Annotated in this window: 25 protein-coding genes; 7 read left to right on the forward strand and 18 right to left on the reverse strand. The window is 70.2% G+C overall.

The genetic code is table 11. The features are described 5' to 3' along the window. Nucleotides 1-3 precede the first annotated feature (3 nt). From AC3A4E_RS15920 to AC3A4E_RS15950, 7 genes are all read right to left on the reverse strand, one after another. The gene (locus AC3A4E_RS15920; protein ID WP_487632463.1) at nucleotides 4-567 is read right to left on the reverse strand and encodes a methyltransferase family protein; all 564 of its coding nucleotides are present in this window, start codon (nucleotides 565-567) and stop codon (nucleotides 4-6) included. A gap of 36 nt (nucleotides 568-603) precedes the next feature. After that, on the reverse strand, nucleotides 604-975 hold the full coding sequence (locus AC3A4E_RS15925) for a hypothetical protein (RefSeq protein ID WP_487632464.1): 372 nt from the start codon (nucleotides 973-975) through the stop codon (nucleotides 604-606). A 150-nt stretch (nucleotides 976-1,125) separates the two neighbouring features. Continuing rightward, nucleotides 1,126-1,740, reverse strand: a complete 615-nt coding sequence (locus AC3A4E_RS15930; RefSeq protein WP_487632465.1) for a superoxide dismutase family protein — start codon at nucleotides 1,738-1,740, stop codon at nucleotides 1,126-1,128. 101 nt (nucleotides 1,741-1,841) lie between these two features. Next, nucleotides 1,842-2,393, reverse strand: coding sequence for a superoxide dismutase family protein (locus AC3A4E_RS15935; protein ID WP_487632466.1), 552 nt, complete (start codon nucleotides 2,391-2,393; stop codon nucleotides 1,842-1,844). Between the two features lie 45 nt (nucleotides 2,394-2,438). Beyond that, on the reverse strand, nucleotides 2,439-3,866 hold the full coding sequence (gene ntrC / locus AC3A4E_RS15940; protein WP_487632467.1) for a nitrogen regulation protein NR(I): 1,428 nt from the start codon (nucleotides 3,864-3,866) through the stop codon (nucleotides 2,439-2,441). Further along, the gene (locus AC3A4E_RS15945) at nucleotides 3,863-4,948 is read right to left on the reverse strand and encodes a two-component system sensor histidine kinase NtrB (RefSeq protein WP_487632468.1); all 1,086 of its coding nucleotides are present in this window, start codon (nucleotides 4,946-4,948) and stop codon (nucleotides 3,863-3,865) included. Before AC3A4E_RS15945 ends, ntrC begins: the two co-directional genes overlap by 4 nt. A gap of 87 nt (nucleotides 4,949-5,035) precedes the next feature. Continuing rightward, nucleotides 5,036-5,830: a rhomboid family intramembrane serine protease gene (locus tag AC3A4E_RS15950; RefSeq protein ID WP_487632469.1), complete on the reverse strand. Its 795-nt coding sequence runs from the start codon at nucleotides 5,828-5,830 to the stop codon at nucleotides 5,036-5,038. A 130-nt stretch (nucleotides 5,831-5,960) separates the two neighbouring features. On the opposite strand from AC3A4E_RS15950, the gene AC3A4E_RS15955 reads away from it, so the two are divergent. From AC3A4E_RS15955 to AC3A4E_RS15965, 3 genes are read left to right on the forward strand one after another with little or no spacing between them, the layout of a single operon-like run. Further along, on the forward strand, nucleotides 5,961-7,157 hold the full coding sequence (locus tag AC3A4E_RS15955; protein ID WP_487632470.1) for a GGDEF domain-containing protein: 1,197 nt from the start codon (nucleotides 5,961-5,963) through the stop codon (nucleotides 7,155-7,157). Nucleotides 7,158-7,209: 52 nt separating this feature from the next. Further along, on the forward strand, nucleotides 7,210-8,379 hold the full coding sequence (locus AC3A4E_RS15960; RefSeq protein WP_487632471.1) for a class I SAM-dependent rRNA methyltransferase: 1,170 nt from the start codon (nucleotides 7,210-7,212) through the stop codon (nucleotides 8,377-8,379). Nucleotides 8,380-8,407: 28 nt separating this feature from the next. After that, nucleotides 8,408-10,489, forward strand: coding sequence for a gluconolaconase (locus AC3A4E_RS15965; RefSeq protein ID WP_487632691.1), 2,082 nt, complete (start codon nucleotides 8,408-8,410; stop codon nucleotides 10,487-10,489). Between the two features lie 9 nt (nucleotides 10,490-10,498). On the opposite strand, the gene AC3A4E_RS15970 is transcribed toward AC3A4E_RS15965, so the two are convergent. Next, nucleotides 10,499-11,116, reverse strand: coding sequence for a LysE family translocator (locus AC3A4E_RS15970; protein ID WP_487632472.1), 618 nt, complete (start codon nucleotides 11,114-11,116; stop codon nucleotides 10,499-10,501). A gap of 171 nt (nucleotides 11,117-11,287) precedes the next feature. On the opposite strand from AC3A4E_RS15970, the gene AC3A4E_RS15975 reads away from it, so the two are divergent. Next, on the forward strand, nucleotides 11,288-12,436 hold the full coding sequence (locus AC3A4E_RS15975; RefSeq protein ID WP_487632473.1) for an aldo/keto reductase: 1,149 nt from the start codon (nucleotides 11,288-11,290) through the stop codon (nucleotides 12,434-12,436). Here the strand turns inward: AC3A4E_RS15975 and AC3A4E_RS15980 are convergent. From AC3A4E_RS15980 to AC3A4E_RS16000, 5 genes are all read right to left on the reverse strand, one after another. Continuing rightward, the gene (locus tag AC3A4E_RS15980; protein WP_487632474.1) at nucleotides 12,402-12,827 is read right to left on the reverse strand and encodes a YcxB family protein; all 426 of its coding nucleotides are present in this window, start codon (nucleotides 12,825-12,827) and stop codon (nucleotides 12,402-12,404) included. The genes AC3A4E_RS15975 and AC3A4E_RS15980 overlap by 35 nt on opposite strands. A 178-nt stretch (nucleotides 12,828-13,005) precedes the next feature. Further along, entirely contained in the window at nucleotides 13,006-14,130 is a 1,125-nt protein-coding gene (locus AC3A4E_RS15985; RefSeq protein ID WP_487632475.1) for an alpha/beta hydrolase family protein, read from the reverse strand. Nucleotides 14,131-14,182: 52 nt separating this feature from the next. Then, the gene (locus AC3A4E_RS15990; protein ID WP_487632476.1) at nucleotides 14,183-14,581 is read right to left on the reverse strand and encodes a VOC family protein; all 399 of its coding nucleotides are present in this window, start codon (nucleotides 14,579-14,581) and stop codon (nucleotides 14,183-14,185) included. Further along, on the reverse strand, nucleotides 14,578-14,829 hold the full coding sequence (locus AC3A4E_RS15995) for a DUF1653 domain-containing protein (RefSeq protein ID WP_487632477.1): 252 nt from the start codon (nucleotides 14,827-14,829) through the stop codon (nucleotides 14,578-14,580). Before AC3A4E_RS15995 ends, AC3A4E_RS15990 begins: the two co-directional genes overlap by 4 nt. 26 nt (nucleotides 14,830-14,855) lie before the next feature. Further along, nucleotides 14,856-15,101, reverse strand: coding sequence for a hypothetical protein (locus AC3A4E_RS16000; RefSeq protein ID WP_487632478.1), 246 nt, complete (start codon nucleotides 15,099-15,101; stop codon nucleotides 14,856-14,858). Nucleotides 15,102-15,183: 82 nt separating this feature from the next. Here AC3A4E_RS16000 and AC3A4E_RS16005 point away from each other — a divergent pair, with 82 nt between their 5' ends. Together AC3A4E_RS16005 and AC3A4E_RS16010 are read left to right on the forward strand one after the other, a co-directional pair. Continuing rightward, nucleotides 15,184-16,635 carry a DNA recombination protein RmuC gene (locus AC3A4E_RS16005; protein ID WP_487632479.1) on the forward strand — a complete coding sequence of 484 codons (1,452 nt, stop codon included), beginning with the start codon at nucleotides 15,184-15,186 and terminating at the stop codon, nucleotides 16,633-16,635. Nucleotides 16,636-16,787: 152 nt separating this feature from the next. Continuing rightward, nucleotides 16,788-17,333, forward strand: coding sequence for a glutathione peroxidase (locus AC3A4E_RS16010; RefSeq protein WP_487632480.1), 546 nt, complete (start codon nucleotides 16,788-16,790; stop codon nucleotides 17,331-17,333). 73 nt (nucleotides 17,334-17,406) lie between these two features. Here AC3A4E_RS16010 and AC3A4E_RS16015 read toward each other — a convergent pair whose 3' ends face one another. Beyond that, nucleotides 17,407-18,198, reverse strand: a complete 792-nt coding sequence (locus AC3A4E_RS16015; RefSeq protein ID WP_487632481.1) for an SPOR domain-containing protein — start codon at nucleotides 18,196-18,198, stop codon at nucleotides 17,407-17,409. Further along, on the reverse strand, nucleotides 18,198-19,898 hold the full coding sequence (argS, locus tag AC3A4E_RS16020) for an arginine--tRNA ligase (protein ID WP_487632482.1): 1,701 nt from the start codon (nucleotides 19,896-19,898) through the stop codon (nucleotides 18,198-18,200). The genes AC3A4E_RS16015 and argS overlap by 1 nt, the downstream gene beginning before the upstream one ends. 97 nt (nucleotides 19,899-19,995) lie before the next feature. On the opposite strand from argS, the gene AC3A4E_RS16025 reads away from it, so the two are divergent. After that, a complete protein-coding gene (locus AC3A4E_RS16025) occupies nucleotides 19,996-20,772 on the forward strand; it encodes a sulfite exporter TauE/SafE family protein (protein WP_487632483.1) in 777 nt (258 codons plus the stop codon). 19 nt (nucleotides 20,773-20,791) lie between these two features. Here the strand turns inward: AC3A4E_RS16025 and folE are convergent, their stop codons facing one another. From folE to AC3A4E_RS16040, 3 genes are all read right to left on the reverse strand, one after another. Next, the gene (gene folE, locus AC3A4E_RS16030) at nucleotides 20,792-21,403 is read right to left on the reverse strand and encodes a GTP cyclohydrolase I FolE (RefSeq protein WP_232148388.1); all 612 of its coding nucleotides are present in this window, start codon (nucleotides 21,401-21,403) and stop codon (nucleotides 20,792-20,794) included. A gap of 66 nt (nucleotides 21,404-21,469) precedes the next feature. Next, a complete protein-coding gene (locus AC3A4E_RS16035; RefSeq protein WP_487632484.1) occupies nucleotides 21,470-21,847 on the reverse strand; it encodes a hypothetical protein in 378 nt (125 codons plus the stop codon). Nucleotides 21,848-21,977: 130 nt separating this feature from the next. After that, nucleotides 21,978-23,381, reverse strand: a complete 1,404-nt coding sequence (locus AC3A4E_RS16040) for a serine hydrolase domain-containing protein (protein WP_487632485.1) — start codon at nucleotides 23,379-23,381, stop codon at nucleotides 21,978-21,980. Nucleotides 23,382-23,463: the final 82 nt, after the last annotated feature.

The following is a 23,463-nucleotide window of genomic DNA, read 5'->3' on the forward strand; positions in this document are numbered from 1 at the left end:
AGGTCACCAGACGCCGGGCACCAGGCGCCGGGTCATGCGCGCATAGGCGGGGTACTCGACCGGGAACGCAGCCGCCAGCGCGGCTTCCTCGATCCGGATGCGGCCACGCAGGGCGATCCACAGCGGCGCGGCAACCACCAGCGGCGCCAGCCAGCTGCCCAGCGCGCACAGGAAGCCGAGGAACGTCACCAGCAGGCCGGTGTAGGACGGATGGCGCAGATGTCGATAGGGCCCGCGGCGGATCAGCTCATGGTCGGCGGCGATCGCCACGTCGACGGTGAAGTGCCGGGCCAGCACCCGGACCGCCCACCAGCGGAACAGCATCCCGGCGAGCATCAGCACGCAGCCGCTCCAGAGCAGGGCAGGTTGCCAGGCGGGCGGCAGGCGCCCCGGCTGCCAGACCGACACCAGAAAGGCGACCGACACGCTGCCACCGATCACCAGCACCAGTCTGGCCAGCGTGCCGCCGTCGCGACTGCGGTCGGCGGCGCGGTGGCGCAGGCCGATCCACAGTTCGCTCAGACACCACAGCGCACTGACTGCGGCGAACACCAGGATGCCTGTCATGGGACGCTCCGGACACCAGGCTGCAGCCTTGCAGGCTCAGCGTGATGTCGCGGTGCCGGCCGGCGGTGATTCGGCCGGCTGACCCGGCGCAGCCGTGTCTCCGGTCGGCACCGGTGGAACACGACGCCGTCCCGTGGCGGACTTGCCCCGGGTGCGGGCACGGGTGGCGCGATGCTTCTGGAGCATGTCTTCGGCCAGCACCACATCCTCCGAGAGAATGCCGGCCGCCCGCGCGATCGCGATCCGCGCCGCTGCCCGGCTCTCGTCCGGATTGGCCTGCAGCAGCTCGCGGATCGCCTCACGCACTGCGGCCTGCGCATTGCGTTTCAGCTTCAGCTCGCTGCCCTGCTGGAACAGCGCCAGCAGTGCGTCGACAACAGGTTTGATCAGTGCCGCTTCGATGGCCATGACGCCCTCCCTCATCGCCATTGTCCGCAGCGCCATCGCGTGGGCTGCGATTGCGATGGGACGGGCGCCACGGAACGGCGTGCCGGCCGGCCTCGATGCGCCCGCCGCAGTGCGGCGGGGCGCGTGGCGCCTGAACGGCGGGCGCGGCGGTCAGCCGGCCTGGATCACGCCACAGGCGAGACGGTCGCCGGCGTTGCCGGTCGGCTGGGTCGCGTAGTCGTCGGCGTCCTTGTGGACGATCACGCCCTTGCCGACGATGTCCGTCGCCGCGCCGTCACCGATCGTCGCGCCCTCGAGCCAGCCCGAGACCTGCGCGGTGCCATCGGTGCCCGCGGTGATGTTGTCGCTGTCGCCGGCGTGGTGCGCACCCTGGCCCACGCGACCGTGGTCGGTGCTGCCCGGGTTGAAATGACCGCCCGCACTGCTGCCGTCCGGCGCGCTGCAGTCGCCGGTTTCGTGCACGTGGAAGCCATGGGTGCCACCGCCCGGCAGGCCGGTCACGGTGCCGGTGACTTCGATGCGTCCATCCACCACGGCAAAGCGCAGTTCGCCCGCGGTCTGGTTGCCTGCGGTCGGCTGCAGCGCGGCCATCGCGCTTGCTGCGGCCTGGCGTGTCGCGGGCGGCGTGGCGGCCGTGGTCTCGGCGGCGCGGTCGGCCTCGGCGGCGGCGTTGTTGCCGGTGTCCGCAGTGTCGGTACCGCCGCAGGCAGCGAGCGCAAGGGCCAGCGCGGCGGGGACCGGCAGCAGGAATCGATGGGTACGCATGGTGCTCTCCTCGAAGGGGTTGGGCGCGTCTTCGCGCGGTGGAACCTGGACGCCAGCATCGGTGCGATCCGGTCGGGACCGCGTGAGCAAGGCGTCGCCGGTTACTGGATCCGGATCGGCCCGCAGGCCACGCGCGCGCTGATGGCACCGGGTGTTGCACCCAGCACCAGCAGTGCGCGACCGACGATGTCGTTGGCCGCGCCGCCACCGAGGACCGCACCGGGCAGCAGAAGGTCGAGCGTGGCGACACCGCTGCCATTGGCGACGATGCGGCCGCGTTCGCCGGAGTCCGGCAGTCGCGATGGCGTGCCCTGCTGCGCGTCGAATTCGGCGCCGGCGCTGGTCGCATCGACCGCGCTGCAGTCGCCACGCGTGTGCAGGCGCAGGTTGTGGGTGCCGTTGCGGACCAGTCCGCCGACTTCGCCGCGCACACGGACGCCGCCGACGTCGGGCGACAGCACGAGGCGGCCGCTGACCAGCGAACCGGACGCGGAGGCGAGGTTGGCGATCGCGCCCTGGGCGGTGCCGGTGCTGGCGATCGCGGTGATCGCCGGCGGCGGGGTCTGTGCGGCGGGCCGCGGGGCGCTGGCACAGCCGGCGAGCAGGGTCGCGGCTGCGGCCGCGAGCATCGGAAGTCGGATCGTACGGTTCATGGCGGTCACCTTAGCCCGCGCACACGGCGCGTCGATGAAGGGGGTTCAACTGCGGCGCCGGCGCGCGCCGAGCTTGCGGGTCAGGGTGTTGCGGCCCACCCCGAGACGGGTTGCGGCTTCCGCGCGCCGCCCGCCCGTGTGCACCAGTGCCGTCTCGAGCAGGGCGCGGTCCAGGCGTTCGCGGGCCTGCGCGTGGATGTCGTCGTCGCCGGCGCGCAGCCGTGCATCGGCCCACGCGCGCAGGGCGTCGTCCCAGTCACCCGCGGCGACCGGGTCGCCGGTCGCATCGTGCGGGGCGGCGGCCGGTGCGGTCAGCAGGCCGTCGAGATCCTGCGGCGTGACCAGATCGGCCGGTGCCAGTGCGGCCAGACGCCAGCACAGGTTCTGCAGTTCGCGCACGTTGCCCGGCCAGGCGTGTTCGCGCAGCCGCTGCAATGCGGCGCGGCCGAGTCGCTTCGGCGGCGCGTCGAGTTTCTCGGCGGCCGCCTGCAGGAAGCGCTCGGCAAGCTGGCCGACGTCTTCGCGGCGCTCGCGCAGCGGTGGCAGCCGCAGGCGCACGACGTCGAGGCGATGCAGCAGGTCGGCGCGGAAGCGGCCTTCGGCGACCAGATGCTCCAGGTCCTGGTGGGTCGCGGCGATCACGCGCACGTCGACGCGGATCAGTTCGCGTCCACCCACGCGGAAGAATTCGTCCTCGGCCAGCACGCGCAGCAGGCGCGTCTGCAGCGAGGCCGGCATGTCGCCGATCTCGTCGAGGAACAGGGTGCCGCCGTCGGCCTGCTCGAAGCGGCCGATGTAGCGCCGCGACGCGCCGGTGAACGCACCGGCCTCGTGGCCGAACAGTTCGCTCTCCAGCAGCTCGGCCGGAATGGCCGCGGTGTTGAGCGCGACAAAAGGCTTGCGCGCGCGCGGCGATTCGCGGTGCAGCGCGCGCGCGACCAGTTCCTTGCCGGTGCCGGTCTCGCCGGTGACCAGCACCGACACCGGCGCCTGCGCGAGGCGGCCGATCGCGCGGAACAGCTGGCGCATTTCGGCGGTGTCGCCGACCAGTGCATCGCTGTCGCCGGTCGGCTGCGGCGCGTCATCGGGTGCGACGTCGTGATCGCCGAGTACGCGCGCGGCGAGCGCAACGGCTTCGTCGAGATCGAAGGGCTTGGACAGGAACTCGTGCGCGCCACCGCGGAAGGCGCCGGCGGTGCTGGCAACGTCGGTGTAGGCCGACATCACCACGACCGGCAGCTGCGGGTGCTTCTGCTTCAGGCCATCGAGCAGCTGCAGACCCGAATCGCCGGGCATGCGCACGTCGGTGAAGAGCATGTCCGGCGGCGGGCGCTGGGCCAGCGCATCGCGCACGGCCTGCGCGCTGTCGAAACCGGACACGTCGTAGCCGGCTTCGCTGAGCGCGGTGGCCAGCACGAAGCGGACGGAGCGGTCGTCGTCGACGACCCAGATGCGGGGGGCGGGCGTACTCATGCGGCGGGCGCCTCCGGCGCACGGATGGCGGCGGTGTCGGGCACGTCGTCCTCGACAGGGAAGGGCAGCTGCAAGGTGAAGACGGTATGTCCGGTGCGCGAACGGTAGACCAGTGCGCCGCGGTGTTCGCGCGCGACCTGCTGCGCCATCGCCAGGCCCAGACCGCTGCCGTCGGGGCGGCCGGACACCAGCGGCAGGAAGATCTGTTCGACCATGTCGTCCGGCACGCCACGGCCGTCGTCGACCACCTCGAGCCGCAACACCATCGCGTGCACCTCGTCGCCGATCCGCACGCCGAGCGCGGCACGCGTGCGCAGGGTGATGTTGGCGGCGCCGGCCTGGATCGCATTGCGCACGAGGTTCCAGATCGTCTGGGTGAGGCGGTCCGGATCGCCGGACAGTTCCGGCAGGCTCGGGTCGTAGTCGCGGATCATCCGGACCGCCCAGCCGGCGTCGGCCTCGGCCAGACGCAGTACCTGTTCGAGCACGCCGTGGATGTTGAGCGGGCGATGCGGCGTGGGCGCGCGCGGCGACAGCAACTGGTCGACCAGCGTGCCCAGCCGTGCGACTTCGGTATCGACGAGGGCGACCAGTTCGCGCGATTCGCCATCGCTGACGCGCCGCGCCAGCAGCTGCGCGGCGCCCTTGAGCCCGGCCAGCGGATTGCGCAGTTCGTGGGCCAGTCCGCGCAGCGCCGCCGACAGCGCCAGCGGCATCGCCAGCGTCGGATCGGCGCCGGGGAATTCGTCGACCGGATGCGCTTCGAGCAGCAGCCCGCCATCGGCCTCGTAGGTCAGCCACGCATCGGCGAAGCGCGGATCGCCGCCGAGGAAGGCAAGCACCAGCCGGCGCACCCGCAGCGGGCCGTCGGACGGATCGCCGGGCGTGCGCAACGCCAGCCGCAGGACCTCGCCATCGACCTCCAGCGCTGCCAGCGGCTGGTCGATCAGGCGCTTGCGCCCGACGCCGAGCCACCGCGCGAAGGCCACGTTGCAGGCCCGGATGCGCCCGTCTGGGCCGGCCCACACCAGCGGCGTGGTCAGCGCGTCGAACGGTTGCGGCGGTGGGGTCTCGTCGGCCATTGCACCAATGTAGTGCATCGACGCCGGTATCGACAGGCACGCGGTGCGCCGGTCGGACCGTTCACCGCGGTGTCCCGCGAACTGCCGTCAGCGATCGCCATCCGGATCGCGTCGCCGATCCGGAAACCGCAGCACCACACCACGCGGTTCTTCCGTCGGCCGCTCCCACAGCACCGGCACATCGTGCGGCGCGGGCGGCTCGTAGGTATTGCGCTGTTCGAGTTCGGCGCGGGCGGCTTCTTCCTCTTCGATCTCCCAGCTGTAGCGCCGGCGCGGCGGCACCGGGTCCGCATGGCGGAACCAGAACGCGGCCAGCAGGCCGCCGATCGCGCCGCCCATGTGCGACTGCCAGGACACGCCGGGCTCCTGCGGCAGGATCGTCAGCAGCATGCCGCCGTAGAACAGGAAGGCGATCATGCCGGCGGCGATCGAGGGCCGGTCGCGGCGCAGCAGGCCCAGCACGAACACCAGGAACATCAGCCCGTGGGTCACGCCGCTGGCACCGAGATGATGCGAGCCGGGGTTGCCCATCAGCCAGGCACCCAGGCCCGAGCCCAGCCACATCAGCGGCAGGCCGCGCAGCGTAGCGCGCGGGTAGACCACCAGCGCCAGCGAGCCGAGCAGCAGCAGTGCGCTGGCATTGGCGATCAGGTGTTCGGGCGAACCGTGCAGCAGCGGCGCGGTCAGCAGGCCGAGCAGACCGCTCCATTCGCCGGGCTTCACCGCGAGGAAGCGCCAGTCGATCGCCGCCTGTACGCCGAACACGATGCACAGCAGCAGCACGAACAGCACGCTCGCCTTGAGTGCGTTGGAGAGGCGGCGCCTGTCGTGCTGGCGCTGCGTGTCGGAATCGGCGACGTCGTCGGGGCTGTCGAGGTGCATGTCCCCAGCATGGCGACGGATCCCGCGGTTGCAAGCCGGGACCGCAGCGTCCGATGCGTGACGCAGGCACCATCGGCTTCATCCCGCACGCGCTAACGTTGCGTGCTGTCGTGAATGGGTGCGGGTTCCGATGGGTGCTGCGAAAGTGACCCTGCTGTCGATGTTCGTGCTGCTGGCGCTGTCGCTGGCGGCGATGACGTGGCTGGTGCTGCGCGAGCAGCGGATCCGCGAACGCGCCGGGCTGCGCGAGTGGACGGCCGGCCTTGCACTGCAGACCCTCGCCTGGCCGTTGTTCGGCGTGCCGCTGACGGTGCTCGGTGGCGCGATGCAGGCGCTCGCCTGCGCCCTGCTGGTCGCAGGCTATGCGGCGATGCTGCGTGCACTGCTGCGCAGCCTGCCGGCGGTGCCGGGTCGGACTGCGCTGTCATGGGCGGTGGTCTATCTGCCGTCGGTGCTGTTGCTGCTCGCCTTGCTGTTGCCCGGGCCGGCCCCGGAACAGCGCATCGGCATGTTCTGGACCGCTGCGCTGCTGACCGTGCTGCTGGCCGCGCGTGCGCCATTGCGGCGGCGCGGCCGTCGACCGTGGCCCGAGCGCGCGCTGGTGGTGCTGTTCGTCACCGCGGCGCTGGTCTGTGTCTACCGGCTTGTCGAGCAGGCCTGGTGGCCGCAGAGCGGACCCGCATTCGGGCCGGAGATCACGCCCGGCCAGCAGATCGCGCTCGCCTATTTCCTGATCGCGCCGGTGCTGGCGACGTTCGCGTTCCTGCTGCTGCAGCTCGAACGCCAGCAGCGCTGGCTCGAGGGGCTGGCGGCGGAGGACGCGCTGACCGGCATTCACAACCGGCGCGCGTTCTTCGAGCTCGCACAGCGGCGCCTCACACGCGCGCAGAACGACGGGCTGGCCGCCCTGCTGATGATCGATGTCGACAGCTTCAAGGCCATCAACGATGCCCATGGCCATGCCGCGGGCGACGCGGTGCTGGCGGCGGTGGCGGCACGCCTGCGTACGGGCACCCGCGAGAACGACCTCGTGGGGCGTTTCGGTGGCGACGAGTTCTGCATGCTGCTCACCGGTTGCGGTCTCGGCGAAGCGGCCGAATGCGCCGAGCGGCTGCGCACTCTGCTCGCCGCGCAGCCGCCGGTCATCGACGGCACCGCCATCGAAGTCACGCTGTCGATCGGGATCGCCCACGTCCGCGAAGGCCGCGCACCGGATCTCGGCGCGCTGCTGGCGATGGCCGACCGCCGCCTGTACCTGGCCAAGCGCGCGGGCCGTGACCGGGTCATCGACCGCGATGTCGAGGTCGCGATGCCGGTGCCGGCCTGATCGACGTGCGCACTGCGGGCGTCGCCGTCGGCGACCCCGTAGAATTCGCAGCATGCAGACTTCCTATCCCGTCGTCCGGCTGAAAAACGCCTGGCGCTCCAGCCATCCGTGGATTTTCCAGCGCCTCGTCGAAAAGCCGGCGCAGCGCCCCAAGCCGGGCAGCATCGTCGATGTCGTCGGCGTCGAAGGCGAGTGGATCGGCCGCGGTTTCTACAACGGCCATTCGCGCATCGCCGTGCGCATCCTCGAAACGCATCCCGACGTGCCGGTCGATGCCGGCTGGTTCTCGCGCAAGATCGCCGAGGCCGTGTCGCTGCGCCGCGAGGTCCTGAAACTCGATGACGTGTCCAATGCCTGGCGCGTCGTCCACAGCGAAGGCGATGGCCTGTCGGGCCTGGTCGTGGACCGCTACGGCGACCTGTTGGTCGTCGAATTCTTCAGCGCCGGCATGTTCCGCCATCGCGAGTGGATCTACGAAGCGCTGACCGAACAGTTCCCCGGCTGCCGCTTCCACAGCTTCGCCGACGAGCACGTGCAGAAGCAGGAAAGCTTCGATTACCGCGGCAGCGTGCCGGCCGATCCGGCGATCATCACCGAGTACGGCATCCGCTTCCGCGCCGATCCGGCCGGCGCCCACAAGACCGGTTTTTTCGCCGACCAGCGCGAGAACCGCGAGTGGTTGAGCCGCCAGGTGACCGGCAAGCGCGTGCTCGACCTGTGCTGCAACACCGGCGGTTTCGGTGTGTATGCCGCAGTGCGTGGCGCCAGCGAAGTCGTCGGCATCGACATCGACGAAGACGTGATCGAGATCGCCAAGGGCAACGCGAAGCTCAACGATGCGCGCATCAAGTTCGTCCAGGCCGACATCTTCCCGTGGCTGCGCGATGCGTCGAACGCGGGCGATGCCTTTGATGTCGTCGTGCTCGACCCGGCCAAGATGACCCGCGACCGCGAGCAGGTGATTCCGGCGCTGAAGAAGTATCTCGACATGAACAAGCTCGCGCTCGGCGTGGTCAAGCCGGGTGGCCTGCTGGCGACGTTCTCGTGCACGGGTCTGGTCAGCGAGGAACAGTTCCTCGACATGCTGCGGCGCGCGGCGTTCTATGCCAACCGCACGATCCAGATCCTCAAGGTCTCGGGCGCGGGCGCGGATCATCCGTTCATGGCCCATGTGCAGGAATCGCGCTATCTGAAGGCGGTGTTCTGCCGCGTGGTCGACTGACCGCGTGAGGCGGCAGGTGCGGCCCGGCCTGCGCCGCGCGCTGTGGGGCGTCGCCGCGTTGACGGCGGTCGCCTTCGCGGCAAGCTTCTTCTGGGACTGGCGTACGCCCGAGCGTCCCGTACTCGGCCCGCCACCGGCGGGCCTGCCGTCGCGCATCGAACTGGCCGCCGGTGACGGCCATCGTGGCGTGCGCGATGGCGCGCGTTCCGAGGCGCGGTTCGACGATCCCTTCGGCATCGTTGTGGCGGCGGACGGCACTGCCTTCGTCGCCGATGGCGGCGCGTCGAACCGCATCCGTCGCGTGCACCCCGATGGCCGCGTCGACACGCTCGCCGGCAGCCTCGAAGGTTTCGTCGATGGGCGCGGCGCCGATGCGCGTTTCCACACGCCGTCCGGTCTCGCGCTCGACGCGGGCGGTACGCTGTATGTCGCCGATACCGGCAACCACGCGATCCGCCGCATCACGTCCGATGGTGTGGTGACCACGCTCGCGGGCACCGGCGATGCAGGTTTCGCCGACGGCCCGGCGCTGCAGGCGCGCTTCCACGCGCCGACCGGTGTGGCGGTGGACGCCATGGGCCGCGTGTTCGTCGCCGACGGTTTCAACGACCGCATCCGTGTCATCGAAGCCGGCACGGTGCGCACGCTGGCGGGCGAGGGGCGTCCGGGTCTCGCCGATGGCGCGGGCGCCGTGGCGCAGTTCGATATGCCGGGTGGGATCGCCGTCGACACCGATGGCGGACTCTGGGTGGCCGATACCGGCAACCACGCGCTGCGCCATGTCGCCAGCGACGGTATGACGACGACCCTGGCCCTGCACGGAGACGAACCGGATGCGGCGCCGGCCTCGCCGGTGTCGATCGCCCTGGATGCGCAGCAGCGCCTGTATGTCGGCGAGCTGGCCCAGGGGCGCGTGTTGCAGATCGAACCCGACGGTCGCGCCCGTGTGCTGACCGGGCGTGACATGGCGCAGCGGCTCGCGCGCCCCACCGGGCTCGCGTTCGACGCACAGGACCGGCTGTGGGTGGCCGATGCCGCCGCGTATCGCGTGCAGCGCATCGTGCAGGTGCGCCCGCAGCGCGCCAAACAGAATCTCGCCAACGCGCAGGTCGGGCCTGCGCCCGATGCGGCGCTGCCGGACACGCGCGGCCGCTGGCCGCTGGCGCCGCAGGACGGCTGGCACGAACTGGTCGGCACGCTGGGGGAGGTGCGCGGCAACTTCAGTGGCGAGTCGCGCAGCCACCTGCATGCGGGATTCGACGTGCGTGGCGATGTCGGCAGCCCGGTGATGGCGATTGCCGATGCGAAGGTCCTGTTGCCGACGGGCGCCACTGGCTACGGCCACCAGGCCGAACAGCTGACGGTCGACGATCTGGCCTACGTGCACATGCGCGTCGGCCGCACGCCGCGCGGCGACGCGCTGGACCCGCGTTTCGGACTGGTCGCCGGCGACGACGGCCGCACTGCCCGGGTGCGCATCGCGCGCGGCACGCACCTGCGTGCAGGCGACGCGCTCGGCACCATCAACGCGCAGGCGCACGTGCATCTGGTTGTCGGCCCGCCGGGCTACCAGCGCAACGCGGTCGCGCTCGGGTTCCACAACTTCGTCGACACCGTGGCGCCGCGCATCGACGATCTCGCCCTGCTCGACGCGTTCGACCAGCCGATGACCACGCGCGAGGACGGACGCCTGGTCGTACCACGCGAGGGCGGCGGCGTGCAGATCGTCGTCGAAGCCTGGGACCAGGTCGACGGTAATCTGCCGCGTCGGCGTCTGGGCCTGCACGCGCTGGGCTGGCAACTGCTCGACGCCGCCGGCCTGTCGCTGCCGGACTTCGGCACGCCCCGCATGACGATCGATTTCGACCGCATGCCGCCGCATCGCGAGGCGGTGCGCGTCGCCTATGCCGCCGACAGCGGCATCACCGTGCATGGCGCCTCGCGCACGCGTTTCCGCTACGCGGTCAACAACCTCGTGCGCGACGGCCGGCTGGAGCCGGCGCTGTGGGATCCGGCAGAGCGGGCCGCCGGCGACTACGTGCTGCGCGCCGTGGTGCGTGATGCCAGCGGCAACACCGCAACGCGCGACCTGCCGATCCGGCTCCGCTGAGGTCGCACCTCAGGGCAGCGCCAGCCGGACGCCGAAACCGACCAGACAGAGTCCGGCGATCCGCCGCAGCCACATCGCGATGCGCGGATCGCGGGCGACGCGTGCGCGCAGTGCGTGGCCCGCGAGGATCAGCAGCGAGCAATACAGCAGCCCCAGCGTGCAGATCAGCGCCGACATCGTGGCGAATGTCGCGAAGCCGCGATGTTGCGCGGGATCGATGAACAGCGGAAAGAACGCCATGTAGAACAACACGGCCTTCGGGTTGAGCAGGGTGATCAGCACGCCCTGACGGAACCAGTGGCCGTTGCCCAGCGCCACCACGCCCGCGCCGTCGCCGCGGCTGCGCAGCAACTGCAGGCCGATCCACACCAGATACACAGCGCCCAGCCACTGCACGCCGCGGAACAGCACCGGATTGGCGGCGAGCAGTGCAGCCACGCCGCCTGCGGCCAGCCACAACAGCACCTGGTCGCCGAGTGCCAGGCCGAAGAACGCCGCATAGCCGCCGCGCACGCCGCCGCGCGCGGTCGCGGTCAGCAGTGCGAACGTTCCCGGACCGGGAATCGCGAGAAACACGAGTACCGCGACCACGAAGGTCGGCAGATCGGAAATGCCCATCCAGCCCATGTCGTCACCGCCGCGGATCGAGGCCGGATGATACGCACCGGGCGTCGCCTCGCAGCCGGTTCACGGTGCGCAGCCGGCCGGGCTGGCACCGTGTGACGTCGCGGGCATCGACGCAGGGCGGCCAGACGGCCGGGAGGCGATGGTCGCAATTCCCTGCCGCCGGAGATCTCCATGCATTCACGTCGCACCTTCCTGTCCGCCGCCGCGCTCGGCGCCGCCACGCTCGCTGCCGCACCGCTGATGGCCAGCACACAGACCACGCCCGGTGATGTCCTGCCGACGCAGGGTCGACGCGGTGCCAGTCCGTTGCCGACCAATCCGGCCGGCAGCCGCAAGTACCGGCCGACCTCGCGCGTCGGTCTGGGCTGCGCCCCGATCGGCAACAACTGGGCGGTCGTCACCGAGGAAGATGCTGCGTCCACGGTCGAGGCGGCATGGGACGGTGGCATGCGCCTGTTCGACACCTCGCCCTGGTACGGCCTGGGCCGCTCCGAGCGCCGTCTGGGCCATGTGCTGGGCCAGAAACCGCGCGAGGAATACGTCATCTCCAGCAAGGTCGGTCGCCTGCTGACCGCAACGAAAGAGACGCCGAAAGTCAGCTGGAAGGATCCGCCGCCGTTCGACTACCGCTACGACTACAGCGCCGAAGGCACGCGCCGCTCTGTCGAGGACAGCCTGCAGCGCCTGGGCATCGATTCGCTCGACATCGTGCTCGTGCACGACCTGTCGCCCGACAACGGCGACATGGGCGAACGCTGGCTCGAATACTTCGAGCAGGCCCGCACCGGCGCGTTCCCGGAACTGACGAAGATGCGCGAAGAAGGCCTGATCAAGGCCTGGGGCATGGGCGTCAACACGCCGGACCCGGCGATGCGCGCGATCGAAGTCGCCGATCCCGACATCTTCCTGCTCGCCTGCCAGTACTCGCTGCTCGACCACGCGCACGCGCTCGAACACACCTTCCCGCATCTCGCCACGCGCGGCATCTCGGTGATCGTCGGTTCGCCGCTGCTGGCCGGCTTCCTCGCCGGTCGCGACCGCTATCTCTACGGTTCGCAGCCGGTGCCGCCGGATTCGGAGCGCAAACGTGCAAAGGCCGAAGAGATCGTGCGGGCGCACGGTGTCGATCTGCGTACGGTCGCGCTGCAGTTCGCGAACGCGCCGGCAGTCGTCTCGGCGATCGTGCCGGGCTCGCGCAACGCCGAGCAGGTTGCAGCGAATGTCGAGTCGATGTCGGTCGCGATTCCGGAAGGCGTGTGGTCCGATCTGCGCGCCGCGGACATCATCACCGCGAACGCGCCGGTACCGGGCGCGGGTTGATCGCGCAGTCCTGGCCGGATTGCAGCAGCGGTCCGGCCAGGCGTTCGAACATGCATTGCGCGTCCTGCGTCAGCACCCGGAACGGTATCGGGACCGCGCCCTGCGCCAGTTCGACGAGGTAGCCGCGGCGGTAGATGCGGACTGCCCGCAAGCGCGTCCACGGCACACCGGATACGCCGCGTCTCGATGTCCGCTCGATGCCGTGCGCATCGATGATGAAGGCGCATTGCCCGACACGCAGCGACTTCCAGACGAAGGTCACCGTCGCGAAGAGTCCGAGAACGCCGGCGAAGATCCACTGCTTCCAGCGCGCGGCATCGCGCACGAAGACATCGGTTGCAAGCGCATCGGCAACCGCGAACGCGACGTACTCGCCCAGGCGATAACGCACCTCGAACCGGAGCGGTGCGACGGTTTCATCACTGGATCCGTCGGCCCCGCTCAATCGACGCGCTGCCCGGACGGCGCCGCGCGGGCGTGCATGCACAGCGGTGCCTGCAGACATCGGCGCGGTGCGGTCATGCGTGCCCGGATACCGCTCCGCGTCCTGCCTGTCCGTGCCATGCGTATCAGCGCACCGGACGTGCGGTCAGCACATCGAAGGCCTCGTCGACCTGCGCCGGCGAGAAGCCGCAATGCCCGTCGCCCGCCGGTGGCAGTACCGTCACCCGGTCGGCTTGTCCGGCCGCCGCCGCGAGTGCGGGATAGACGCTCTGCCAGCGTGGTGGGATCGTCGGATCGTCCCGGTTGTAGCGGATCACCAGGGGCCTGGCGATGTTGCCGACCAGGCCGGTCGTCGCGCCGGGATAGGCCATCGCGCCAGGATCTGCCGTGTAACGGCGCACGCCGGCATTGAACGCGGCATCGTCGCCGAAGCCGCTGTACACCGTGTCGCGGTTGCCGACCGGCAGGCCGCCCGCGCGCGCGATCATTTCGCGCTGCACCAGCACGTGCAGGCTGAGCGTGCCGGCGAGCGCATCGGGCGCGACTTCCAGAGCGCGCGCCAGCGTGGCGGCGGCGTCGGGGTTGGCCGAGAGCGCAGTGCCGATCGCCTGCATCACTGCAGTCTGGTCGGCGCGCGGATCGTCCAGCGGTGGTGCCGCGGGATCGGACAGGCTGCCGCCCGGCAGGCCGGCCCCGGGAAACAGGAAATCGAATGCCGCCAGCGAGCGCAGCGTCTCGGCGAACACCTGCGTCGACGGCACGTTGACGCCGCACAGCGACAGCGCGCCGTCGTAGGCCGCGCCGTGCTGCTCCAGGCTGGCGAGCGCGACCAGTCCCCCCATCGACATGCCGACCAGCCAGCTGCGCTCGGGATCATGCCGCGCGGCGACGTGGGCGCGCAGGCGCTCGCTGTCGGCGATCGCATCGGCGACCGCCCAGCCCTGCGAGGCGTAGCCGCTCTCGGCGACCGCATAGCCACGGGCGAGGAAGATCGCCGTCGCCGGATCGGCCGGCCAGGGTGTGTCGCGCGGTGCACCGCGCGGCTCGTAGCCGTGCAGCAGCACGACGAGCTCGCCATTCCAGTCGGCCGGAATCTCGAAGCGGTAGGGCGCGCCGGCGAGCGTACCGGTGTCGATCACCGGCGCCGCGCGTGCGACCGGCGCCGGCGATTGGACAGGCGTGCCCGCACAGCCTGCGAGCAGAGCGATGGCGACCGCGAGTGCGGCGCCGCGCAGCGGATGGTGTCGCATCGTCGAACCTCCCCGGGCCTGCGGCGAAGCATCGCACGACGCCGGGGCGCGGTCAGCCGGTGGCGGGCGGCGCCTCGCGCACTTCTTCCATCAGCCCGACGAGATTGCCGTCCGGGTCGCGCAGGAAGCCGATCCACAGGTCGTGGTCGGGAATCCGCGCGGCGAGCGCGGGCGCGCGTTCCGGCACGGCCCCTTTCGCGACGCAGCCCTCGAAAACACGCACGATGTCGTGCACGTGGAAGTACAGCACCGAATTGCGGCCCGGTTCGCCTGCGCCCTGTGGCGTGCTGAGCATCAGGCGCACGCCGCCGGCATCGAGGAACGCGAGGCCGGGACCCGCACGGAACAGGAATTCGAGCGCCAGCACGTCGCGATAGAAACCGAGCGCGGTGTCGACGTCGGACACGGTTACGGCGACCTGGCGCAACGCGATCGCGGGAATGGCGTTCATGCCGTGCGCTCCGAGGACGTCTCGACCGCCGCGAAGCGCGGCACCTCGCTGCCATCGACGTCGACGGTCCCGACGAACATCGCGTACGGACGCACCCACAAGCCGCCCGCACCGTACAGAGGCCGATAGACCACCACCGGCTCCAGCGTCTCGCTGTGCCGCGCCACGCCGATGACGTCGTAGTCGCGGCCCTTGTAATGGCGGTAGCGGCCCGGTGCGAGTGCGGGCAGGACAGGCAGATCGGACATCGGAGCCTCCGGTGAGGGTGCGCGGATCAACGGCGTCCGCGCGGCGCGCGGTTGGTCGTCGACACCAGCAGGCCGAAGCCGTAGACGAGCAGACCGACCAGCACGACGGCGCCGCCGACGATCCGGCCGAGATCGCGCGCGCCGGCGTCTGTGGCGAACAGGTGGATGGCCACCAGCACGCCTGCGCCGATCAGCAGCAGGCATCGGCCGACCATCACCAGCGGCCGGGTGAACCGTCGTTTCGCTTCGTCGATCGACCGGTTGCGCTGCATCGTCGTCGCCTCGTGTTCCGGAGAGGATGCGAGTTTCTCATGCAGGCGCAGCCGCTGAGACGCCGACCGCTAGAATCACCGGATGAATGCCACGCTCGTACTGCTCGTCCTGATTCTCCTGCTCGTCGCCATCGCGACCGGCATCCTCGTCGTTCTGCTGCTGCGCCGACCCGGCCAGGGCAGCGACACACTGGAACGCGCACTGCGCGAGGAACAGCGCGACGGCCGTGGCGAACTGCGCCAGCAGCTCGATGCCTCCGCGGCCTCGCAGGCGCAGCGCATCGACGCCTTCGGTGCGCAGCTGCAGGCCGTCGCCGCGCGTACCGACCAGCGCCTGGACGAGTTCACCCTGCGCACCGATGCCCGGCTCGATACCTTCACCCGGACCACCGACGAGCGCCTCGGCGTGCTGCGCGCGGCGCTGACCGAAGATGCGCGCAAGACGCGCACCGAAGGCGCGGAGCAGCAACAGCGTTTTGCCGATGCACTGGGCGCACGCCTCAACGAACTCACCCAGCGCAACGAACAGCGCATCGGCGAAATGCGCACGACACTGGAACAGCAGCTGCAGCGCCTGCAGGCCGACAACGCCAGCAAGCTCGACCAGATGCGCGCGACCGTCGATGAAAAATTGCAGACCACGCTCAATACGCGTCTCGATGCCTCGTTCAAGATCGTGTCCGAGCGACTGGAGCAGGTGCAGCGCGGCCTTGGCGAAATGCAGCAGCTGGCGACCGGCGTCGGCGATCTCAAGCGCGTGCTGACCAACGTCAAGGACCGTGGCGGCTGGGGCGAAGTGCAGCTGGAGAACATCCTCGAGCAGACGCTGACGATGGAGCAGTACGCGCGCGGCGTGCGGGTGAAGCCCGACAGCGCGGAAGCGGTCGACTTCGCAATCCGCCTGCCCGGTCGCGGCGACGACACGGTGGTGTGGCTGCCGGTCGACGCCAAGTTCCCGCGCGAGGATTACGAACGCCTGATCGACGCGCAGGAGAAGGGTGACGTCGATGCGCTCAAGAGTTCGGCGGCGCAGCTCGAACGCGCGATCCGCGTGCAGGCGAAGTCGATCAGCGACAAGTACGTGTGCCCGCCGCACACGACCGATTTCGCGGTGATGTTCCTGCCGACCGAAGGTCTGTACGCCGAGGTGATCCGTCGCGCCGGCCTGGTCGATCTGCTGCAGCGCGAACACCGCGTGGTGCTCGCCGGCCCGACCACGTTCACTGCATTGCTCAACAGCCTGCAGATGGGCTTCCGCACGCTGGCGATCGAGAAGCGCTCCAGCGAGGTCTGGCAGGTGCTGGGCGCGGTGAAGAGCGAGTTCGGCAAGTTCGCCGGCATTCTCGAAAAGGCCGAAAAGCAGATCACCACGGTCGGCAAGAGCCTCGGCGAAGCGAGCCGCAAGACGCGCACGATCGAGCGCCGCCTGCGCGGTGTGGAAACCCTGCCCGGCCCCGATGCGCAGGCGTTGCTGGGCGAGGCACTGGACGACGTGGCGGGCGACGAGGACGACGAGGGGTCGCAGGAACCGTAACGCGCTTCCGCGCGATGACGCGTGGATCGTGATTGGCGTGGTGATGGGTTTCGCCGCGCTGGACCCATCCGGCGGTTGTGGTCGAACCGTCAGTCTGTGGAGACGCGTGGGCCGCTAACATCGGGCCTCTTCTTCTTCGCGAGCGTACCGCCATGACCGCACCGCTGACCGACATCCCGCTCAAGACCATCGACGGCGACACGACCACCCTCGGCGCGCATGCCGGCAAGGTGCTGCTGGTGGTCAACGTCGCGTCCAAGTGCGGCCTGACGCCGCAATACGAAGGTCTCGAAGCGCTGTACCGCGAGAAGCGCGACGCGGGACTGGAGGTGCTGGGCTTTCCGGCCAACGACTTTGCCGGCCAGGAGCCGGGCAGCGAAGCCGACATCCAGCAGTTCTGCAGCCTGACCTACGACGTCAGCTTTCCGATGTTCTCGAAGATCGCGGTCACCGGCGATGCGATCCATCCGCTGTACGCGGCGCTGACGGCCGCGCAGACCGAAGCCACCGGCGACGGCCCGATGCGCGAGAAGCTGCGCGGCTACGGCATGACACCCAATCCGGCGCCCGGCGTGTTGTGGAACTTCGAGAAGTTCCTGATCGGACGCGACGGTCGGGTCATCGGCCGCTTTGCGCCCGATGTCACCGCCGACGATCCGCGCCTGCGCGCGGCGGTGGCAGCTGCGCTGACGGCTTGAGTCCGCGGGTCGCGTCCCGCGGTCGGTGTGGCGACGACGTGCGGTCGACGCGCGTCGACCGCCGTGAGCCGGCTTACTGCGCCTTGATCGCGAGCGCCGGCAGTCCGCCGTTGCCCAGCTTCTGCTTGGCTTCGGCCAGATCGGTCGCGGTGCCGTAGGGCCCCATGCGTACACGGTAGACCGTGCGACCGGCAGCTTCGCCCGATTCCACACGCGCGGTCAGGCCGAGCAGGGCGATGCGTGCCTTCAGCGCTTCGGCATCGCCGGAGGCGCTGAACGAACCCGCCTGCAGAATGTAGCGCGCGTCGCCGGCCGCCGCGGGTGTGGGCGACGAGGCCGCCGGCGCGCTGGCCGTTGGCGTCTGCTGCGGCGCTGCAGCCGGTCGACCTTCGGGCAGGGGCTGCGGGCCGGTCGTGGACGTACCACCTGCCAGATCGGCAGCATCGGGATGCCGGGACTGCAGCGCTTGCTGCTGGGCTTCGGCACGGCGCTGGCGATCGGCTTCGGCACGCGCGCTTGCGGCGAGTTCGGCGTCCGTCATCGGGACTTCCTGCTCCGGCAGCATCGTGTAGAAATCGTAGTCCGTGGAAGCGGACTGCTGGCCCGCCGGCTGCGGACGCTGACCCGCAGGTGTCGGCAGTTCGGGTTCCGCATCGGCGTCCGTGGTGCTGACCGCCGGCTGCGCATCGGGATTCGGGCTCGGCCGGAAGAAGCCGTCCTGCGAGTCGGGCTTGAGCAGGCGCGGCACCGCCAGCACGAGGCCCAGCGCGAGCACCACACCGATGATCATCCATGCCCAGCCCGGCAATCCGCCGGAGCTGCCGCCGTTGCGTCGGGCCTGGGTCTTGCCGCGTCGTGCCGCCATTACATCGCCTCCGGGGCCTGCACGCCGAGCAGCGTGAGGCCGTTGCGCAGTACCTGTCGCACTGCAGTGGCCAGCGCCAGACGTGCATCGCGCACGTCGGCGTCATCGACCAGGAACTGGTGATCGTTGTAGTACGTCTGGAAGCCCTGTGCCAGCTCCAGCAGATAGGTCGCGATCAGGTGGGGTTCAAGCTGCGCGCCTGCGGCGGCCACGATTTCCGGCCAGCGTGACAGGTCGATCAGCACGTCGCGCAATGCGACGTCCGCCATGTCCGGCAACTGCGCCAGGCCGTTCTGCAGATCGAACGCGAGACCCGCGTCGCCGAGCTTGCGCAGCAGGCCGCAGATACGCGCGTGCGAGAGCTGCACGTAGTACACCGGATTGTCGAGCGACTGGCTGCGCGCCAGATCGATGTCGAACACCAGCTGCGAATCGGGCTTGCGCGCGACCAGGAACCAGCGTGTCGCATCGCGGCCGGCTTCGTCGATCAGATCGCGCAGCGTCAGATAGCTGCCGGCGCGCTTGCTGAGCTTCACTTCCTCGCCGCCGCGCATCACCGTGACCATCTGGTGCAGCACGTATTCCGGCCAGCCCTGCGGGATGCCCGCATCGAGCGCCTGCAGACCCGCGCGCACACGCGCCAGCGAGCCGTGGTGATCGGCGCCGAGTTCGGTGATCGCACGCGTGTAGCCGCGCTGCCACTTCGACAGGTGATAGGCCACGTCCGGCACGAAGTACGTGTAGGTGCCGTCGGACTTGCGCATCACGCGGTCCTTGTCGTCGCCGTAGTCGGTGCTGCGCAGCCACAGCGCGCCACCTTCCTCGTAGGTGTGGCCGTGGGCGACGAGCTCGCGCACGGTCTCTTCCACCTTGCCGTCGGCATACAGCGACGACTCGAGGAAATACACGTCGAAGCCGACGCCGAACGCGGCGAGGTCCTCGTTCTGCTCGCGGCGCAGCCACGCCACGGCGAAGCGGCGGATCGCGTCGACATCGTCGGCGTCATCGACGCCCGCAACGGTGTGGCCGTCGACTTCGACGGTCGCGCCATCGAGATACGCGCGTGCGACATCGCCGATGTAGTCGCCGTTGTAGGCCTCAGCCGGCCACTCGGCGTCGCCGGGCTTGAAACCCTTGGCGCGCGCGCGGGTCGAGCGGGCGAGATTCTCGATCTGCACGCCGGCGTCGTTGTAATAGAACTCGCGCTTGACGTTCCAGCCGTTGGCATCGAGCACGCGCGCGATGCAGTCGCCGATCACCGCCGCGCGGCCGTGACCGACATGCAGCGGACCGGTCGGATTCGCCGACACGTACTCGACGCCCGCGGTCTGCGAGGCGCCGCTGTCGTTGCGGCCGAACGCATCGCCCTGCGTGTGCACGGCGACCAGCTGGTCGCGCCAGGCATTCGCGGTCAGTCGGAAATTGAGGAAACCCGGGCCGGCGATCTCGACCGAGGCGATCGCATCGTTGACCGGCAGCGCATCCACCAGCGCCTGCGCGATCGCGCGCGGGTTCGACTTCGCGGGCTTGGCCAGCAGCATCGCCGCGTTCGTCGACGCATCGCCATGGCTGCGGTCCTTCGGACGTTCGACAGTGAAGGCGGGCGTGGCGAAGTCGGCAGGCAGCGTGCCCGCGGTGCGCAGGGCGGCGATGGCCTGCTCGACGAGCGGCTCGATGAGGGCGCGGAGCTGGGATTTCACGGGGGCGTTGTCGCGGAAAACGGCCTCACATTGTACGCGAGCGCGCCCCGGCCCCCGGCAGGCGTATGCTTGCCGCCCCCCGCCGCAGGCTCCCCGCGTGGACGCGCTGTTTCCCGAACTGGTCTGGCTGGTCTGCATCGCCTTCATGGCCGGTCTGGTCGATGCCGCGGTCGGCGGCGGCGGCCTCGTGCAGCTGCCGGGCCTGTTCACCGCGTTGCCGCAGCACACGCCTGCCGCGCTGCTGGGCACCAACAAGTTCAGTTCGTTCTTCGGCACCGCTGCCGCCGGCTGGCGCTACGCGCGCAACGTGCGGTTCCCGTGGGCGCCGGTGCTGTTCGCTGCGGCCACCGCCTTCGTGTTCTCGTTCCTGGGCGCCACCGCAGTGACGCTGCTGCCACGCGACGCGGTGCGGCCGCTGATCCTGGTGCTGCTGGTCGCGATGCTGGCCTACACGCTGCTCAAGAAGGATTTCGGTGCGCTGCACCGGCCGCGCGATGTCGGCCGCCGCGAACTCGGGCTGGCGCTGCTGATGGGCGCGGCGATCGGGTTCTACGACGGCCTGTTCGGCCCCGGCACCGGCAGCTTCCTGATCTTTCTGTTCATCCGCTTCTTCGGGCTCGACTTCCTGCGCGCCACCGCGGCGTCGAAGATCGTCAATATCGCGACCAATCTGGCCGCGCTGTCGTTCTTCGTGCCCTCGGGCCATGTGCTGCTGGCGTTCGCGGTGCCGATGGCGGTGGCGAACGTCGCTGGGGCATTCGCCGGCACCCGGCTCGCGCTGCGGGGCGGCACGCCGGTGATCCGCAAGCTGTTCGTAACCCTGGTGGTCGTGCTGATCGCCAAGATGGGCTGGGACACGCTCGCCGGTGCCTGAGCGCCGGCGGACACACATCTCAGCGGCGGCTGCCGCCGACTTCGATGAAACGCAGGAACTCGGCGCGGGTGCGCGCGTCTTCGCGGAAGCTGCCGAGCATCGTCGAGGTGATCATGCTCACGCCGCGCTTGTGCACGCCGCGGGTGGTCATGCACTCGTGCGCACCTTCCACCACCACGCCCACGCCCAGCGGCGCCAAGGCGCGCTGGATGCAGCCGGCGATCTGCGCGGTCATCTTTTCCTGCACCTGGAAGCGCTTGGCATAGGCCTCGACCACGCGCGCGAGCTTGCTGATGCCCACCACCTTGCCGGCCGGCAGATAGCCCACGTGCACCTTGCCGATGATCGGCGCCATGTGGTGCTCGCAGTGGCTTTCGTACTCGATGTCGCGCAGCACGATCATCTCGTCGTAGCCGGCAACTTCCTCGAACGTCCGGGCGAGGTACGCATCGGCGTCGGTCGCGTAACCGCTGAACCACTCTGTGTAGGCATCGGCGACGCGGCGCGGGGTGTCGAGCAGGCCTTCGCGCGCCGGGTCTTCACCGGCCCAGCGCAGCAGGGTACGGACCGCCGATTCGGCGTCGTCGCGGCTGACGCCGTGGCGGGCGTCGGAATCAGAAGAACGGGTCATGGGCGGGCACCGCGGCAAAGAGCGCCATGGTACCGCGTCGTATTCACCGCAACTGCGGCAGCGTGCTCAGCCGACCCTGGGTTCGGGCGAATCAAGCGCGACGTCGACGTCGTCGTCGGCCGCCAACGTCTGCGACCAGGCATCCTCGACCGCGCCGCGGGCTTCGATCCAGCCCAGCCGCGAGGTATCCCGCGCGCCCTTCCATTCTTTCTCGAGTTCCCGCTCGACCTCTTCGAACCGGCTGCCTGCGTGGCGCTGACGGCTGTCGCGACCGAACCTGTATGCAGGCGCGTAGTCGTTCCAGTGGCGACCGGCCGAGTAGTACGACGCCTGGGGAAGCGCGGCCTTGAACTGGGCCTCGAGCGCGTCCTGACCGTCTACGGCCGTATCGGCGGGCGTGCGTTGGTCAGGAGGCGGTGCGCTGTTGTGGAGGTCGTTGGTCATGGCGGGTCCCGCGAGCACGCCAGCGCCGAGAGGGCGTAGAGGAGGACGTGCTGCGTACGCGACGCTAGGGCCGCGGCTGTCTGATGCCAGTGAAAGACGCCTGTTGGCCCTGTTTCGCACCAGCTGCGATTCAGCGCGGCCGCGCTGCACCGTCGAGACCGGCCAGCACCGCAGCGGTGAATGCGGCGGGATCGAAGCGCTTGCCGGTCGGATCCTCTCCCCGCCGCACCAGCACCACGCCACGCGACGGCACCACGATCACGTACTGCCCGCGGTTGCCCATCGCGGCAAAGGTGTCGGCCGGCACGCCGGGCGCGCGCTGCATCAGCCACAGGGTGGCGCCGTAGCCGAGATCGCCTTCGGGCTGCGGGCCGGACGGCGTGGTCGCGGCGCGCACCCAACCGTCCGGCAGCAGACGGCGGCCTTCGAACACACCGTCATGCTGCAGCAGCAGGCCGAAGCGGGCGAGGTCCCGCGCGGTCGACCAGACCTGGCTCGACAGCACGAAGCCGCCGCGCCAGTCGGTCTCGGCCACGGTGCGGGTCATGCCCAGCGGCCAGAAGAGGTCCGTGAACGGCCGCGACAGGGCGCGAGCCTCGTCGCCGGTCGCCGAACGCAGGGCATGCACGGCCAGCACGCTGTCGTTGTTGGCGTAGCGGAACTGCGTGCCCGGCGGATGCGCCAGCGGCCAGCCGGTCGCCGATTCGGCCACGGTGACACCGCCGAAATACAGCGCGTCGGTGCGGTTGCCGGCGGTGTCGCTGTGCAGGCCGCTGCTCATGCGCAGCAGCTGATCGACGGTGATCGCGGCGCGCGGATCGCCCGGCGCCTGCCATTCGGGCACCGGCGCCGGCTTCGATGGATCGAGTTCGCCGGCCGCCTGCGCCACGCCGACCAGCGCGCCGGCGAGACTCTTGGCCACCGACCAGGTGCGCTGTGAGGTGTGCGGGCCGAAACCGTCGCGATAGCGCTCGGCGACGATGCGTCCGTCCTGCAGCACCAGCACGCCGGTCGTCGCATGGCCTTCGCCGTAGTCCGGCGTGTCGAACGCGGCGGCGACAGCGGCGTCGAGGGCGGCCGCATCGCCGCGTGGCGTGGCAGTCGCGTCGCGTTCGCCGAGTGGCCAGGGCCGGTCATCGAGATCCGGCGTCGCGGTATCGAAGCGCGGCAAGGCGGCGATCGCATCGACACCCGCGCCGACCGGCAGCTGCGCGCAGCCGAGGTTCGGACGCCACGCGGCGATGCGCGGCGGCAGCGCGTCGTCGAACGCGACGGATACCGTGTGCGCCTCGGCATCGACCACCGCGTCCAGCGCCAGCACGTCGCCCTGGTAATCGGGATAGATGCCGACGAACTCCAGTGCCTGCACTTGTGCGGGCGTGCGCCCGGCATTGAACTGCACGCTGCACAGCGTCAGCGCCTTGTAACCGGCGGCGATGGCGCGTGCATGGGTGGCGCTTTCGCGTTGGGCTGTCGTCTGCGCAGCGGCGGACGTGGTGACCAGCAACAACGGCAGCAACAGGGCGAGACGCATCGGCATTCCGGGTGGCGGGACTGAACGCCAGTGTAGGCGTCGCGCTTTCGCAGACGTCGCGCTTTGCCGCGCGACCGGCGAC

Source organism: Luteimonas sp. Soil_N_1 (assembly GCF_057656255.1).

Excerpts from the sequence above, each read along its gene's own strand:
- AC3A4E_RS15920 (WP_487632463.1), bottom strand. The coding sequence starts at position 567 with ATGACAGGCATCCTGGTGTTCGCCGCAGTCAGTGCGCTGTGGTGTCTG.
- AC3A4E_RS15925 (WP_487632464.1), bottom strand. The coding sequence starts at position 975 with ATGGCCATCGAAGCGGCACTGATCAAACCTGTTGTCGACGCACTGCTG.
- AC3A4E_RS15930 (WP_487632465.1), bottom strand. The coding sequence starts at position 1,740 with ATGCGTACCCATCGATTCCTGCTGCCGGTCCCCGCCGCGCTGGCCCTT.
- AC3A4E_RS15935 (WP_487632466.1), bottom strand. The coding sequence starts at position 2,393 with ATGAACCGTACGATCCGACTTCCGATGCTCGCGGCCGCAGCCGCGACC.
- ntrC (WP_487632467.1), bottom strand. The coding sequence starts at position 3,866 with ATGAGTACGCCCGCCCCCCGCATCTGGGTCGTCGACGACGACCGCTCC.
- AC3A4E_RS15945 (WP_487632468.1), bottom strand. The coding sequence starts at position 4,948 with ATGGCCGACGAGACCCCACCGCCGCAACCGTTCGACGCGCTGACCACG.
- AC3A4E_RS15950 (WP_487632469.1), bottom strand. The coding sequence starts at position 5,830 with ATGCACCTCGACAGCCCCGACGACGTCGCCGATTCCGACACGCAGCGC.
- AC3A4E_RS15955 (WP_487632470.1), top strand. The coding sequence starts at position 5,961 with ATGGGTGCTGCGAAAGTGACCCTGCTGTCGATGTTCGTGCTGCTGGCG.
- AC3A4E_RS15960 (WP_487632471.1), top strand. The coding sequence starts at position 7,210 with ATGCAGACTTCCTATCCCGTCGTCCGGCTGAAAAACGCCTGGCGCTCC.
- AC3A4E_RS15970 (WP_487632472.1), bottom strand. The coding sequence starts at position 11,116 with ATGGGCTGGATGGGCATTTCCGATCTGCCGACCTTCGTGGTCGCGGTA.
- AC3A4E_RS15975 (WP_487632473.1), top strand. The coding sequence starts at position 11,288 with ATGCATTCACGTCGCACCTTCCTGTCCGCCGCCGCGCTCGGCGCCGCC.
- AC3A4E_RS15985 (WP_487632475.1), bottom strand. The coding sequence starts at position 14,130 with ATGCGACACCATCCGCTGCGCGGCGCCGCACTCGCGGTCGCCATCGCT.
- AC3A4E_RS15990 (WP_487632476.1), bottom strand. The coding sequence starts at position 14,581 with ATGAACGCCATTCCCGCGATCGCGTTGCGCCAGGTCGCCGTAACCGTG.
- AC3A4E_RS15995 (WP_487632477.1), bottom strand. The coding sequence starts at position 14,829 with ATGTCCGATCTGCCTGTCCTGCCCGCACTCGCACCGGGCCGCTACCGC.
- AC3A4E_RS16000 (WP_487632478.1), bottom strand. The coding sequence starts at position 15,101 with ATGCAGCGCAACCGGTCGATCGACGAAGCGAAACGACGGTTCACCCGG.
- AC3A4E_RS16005 (WP_487632479.1), top strand. The coding sequence starts at position 15,184 with ATGAATGCCACGCTCGTACTGCTCGTCCTGATTCTCCTGCTCGTCGCC.
- AC3A4E_RS16010 (WP_487632480.1), top strand. The coding sequence starts at position 16,788 with ATGACCGCACCGCTGACCGACATCCCGCTCAAGACCATCGACGGCGAC.
- AC3A4E_RS16015 (WP_487632481.1), bottom strand. The coding sequence starts at position 18,198 with ATGGCGGCACGACGCGGCAAGACCCAGGCCCGACGCAACGGCGGCAGC.
- folE (WP_232148388.1), bottom strand. The coding sequence starts at position 21,403 with ATGACCCGTTCTTCTGATTCCGACGCCCGCCACGGCGTCAGCCGCGAC.
- AC3A4E_RS16035 (WP_487632484.1), bottom strand. The coding sequence starts at position 21,847 with ATGACCAACGACCTCCACAACAGCGCACCGCCTCCTGACCAACGCACG.
- AC3A4E_RS16040 (WP_487632485.1), bottom strand. The coding sequence starts at position 23,381 with ATGCGTCTCGCCCTGTTGCTGCCGTTGTTGCTGGTCACCACGTCCGCC.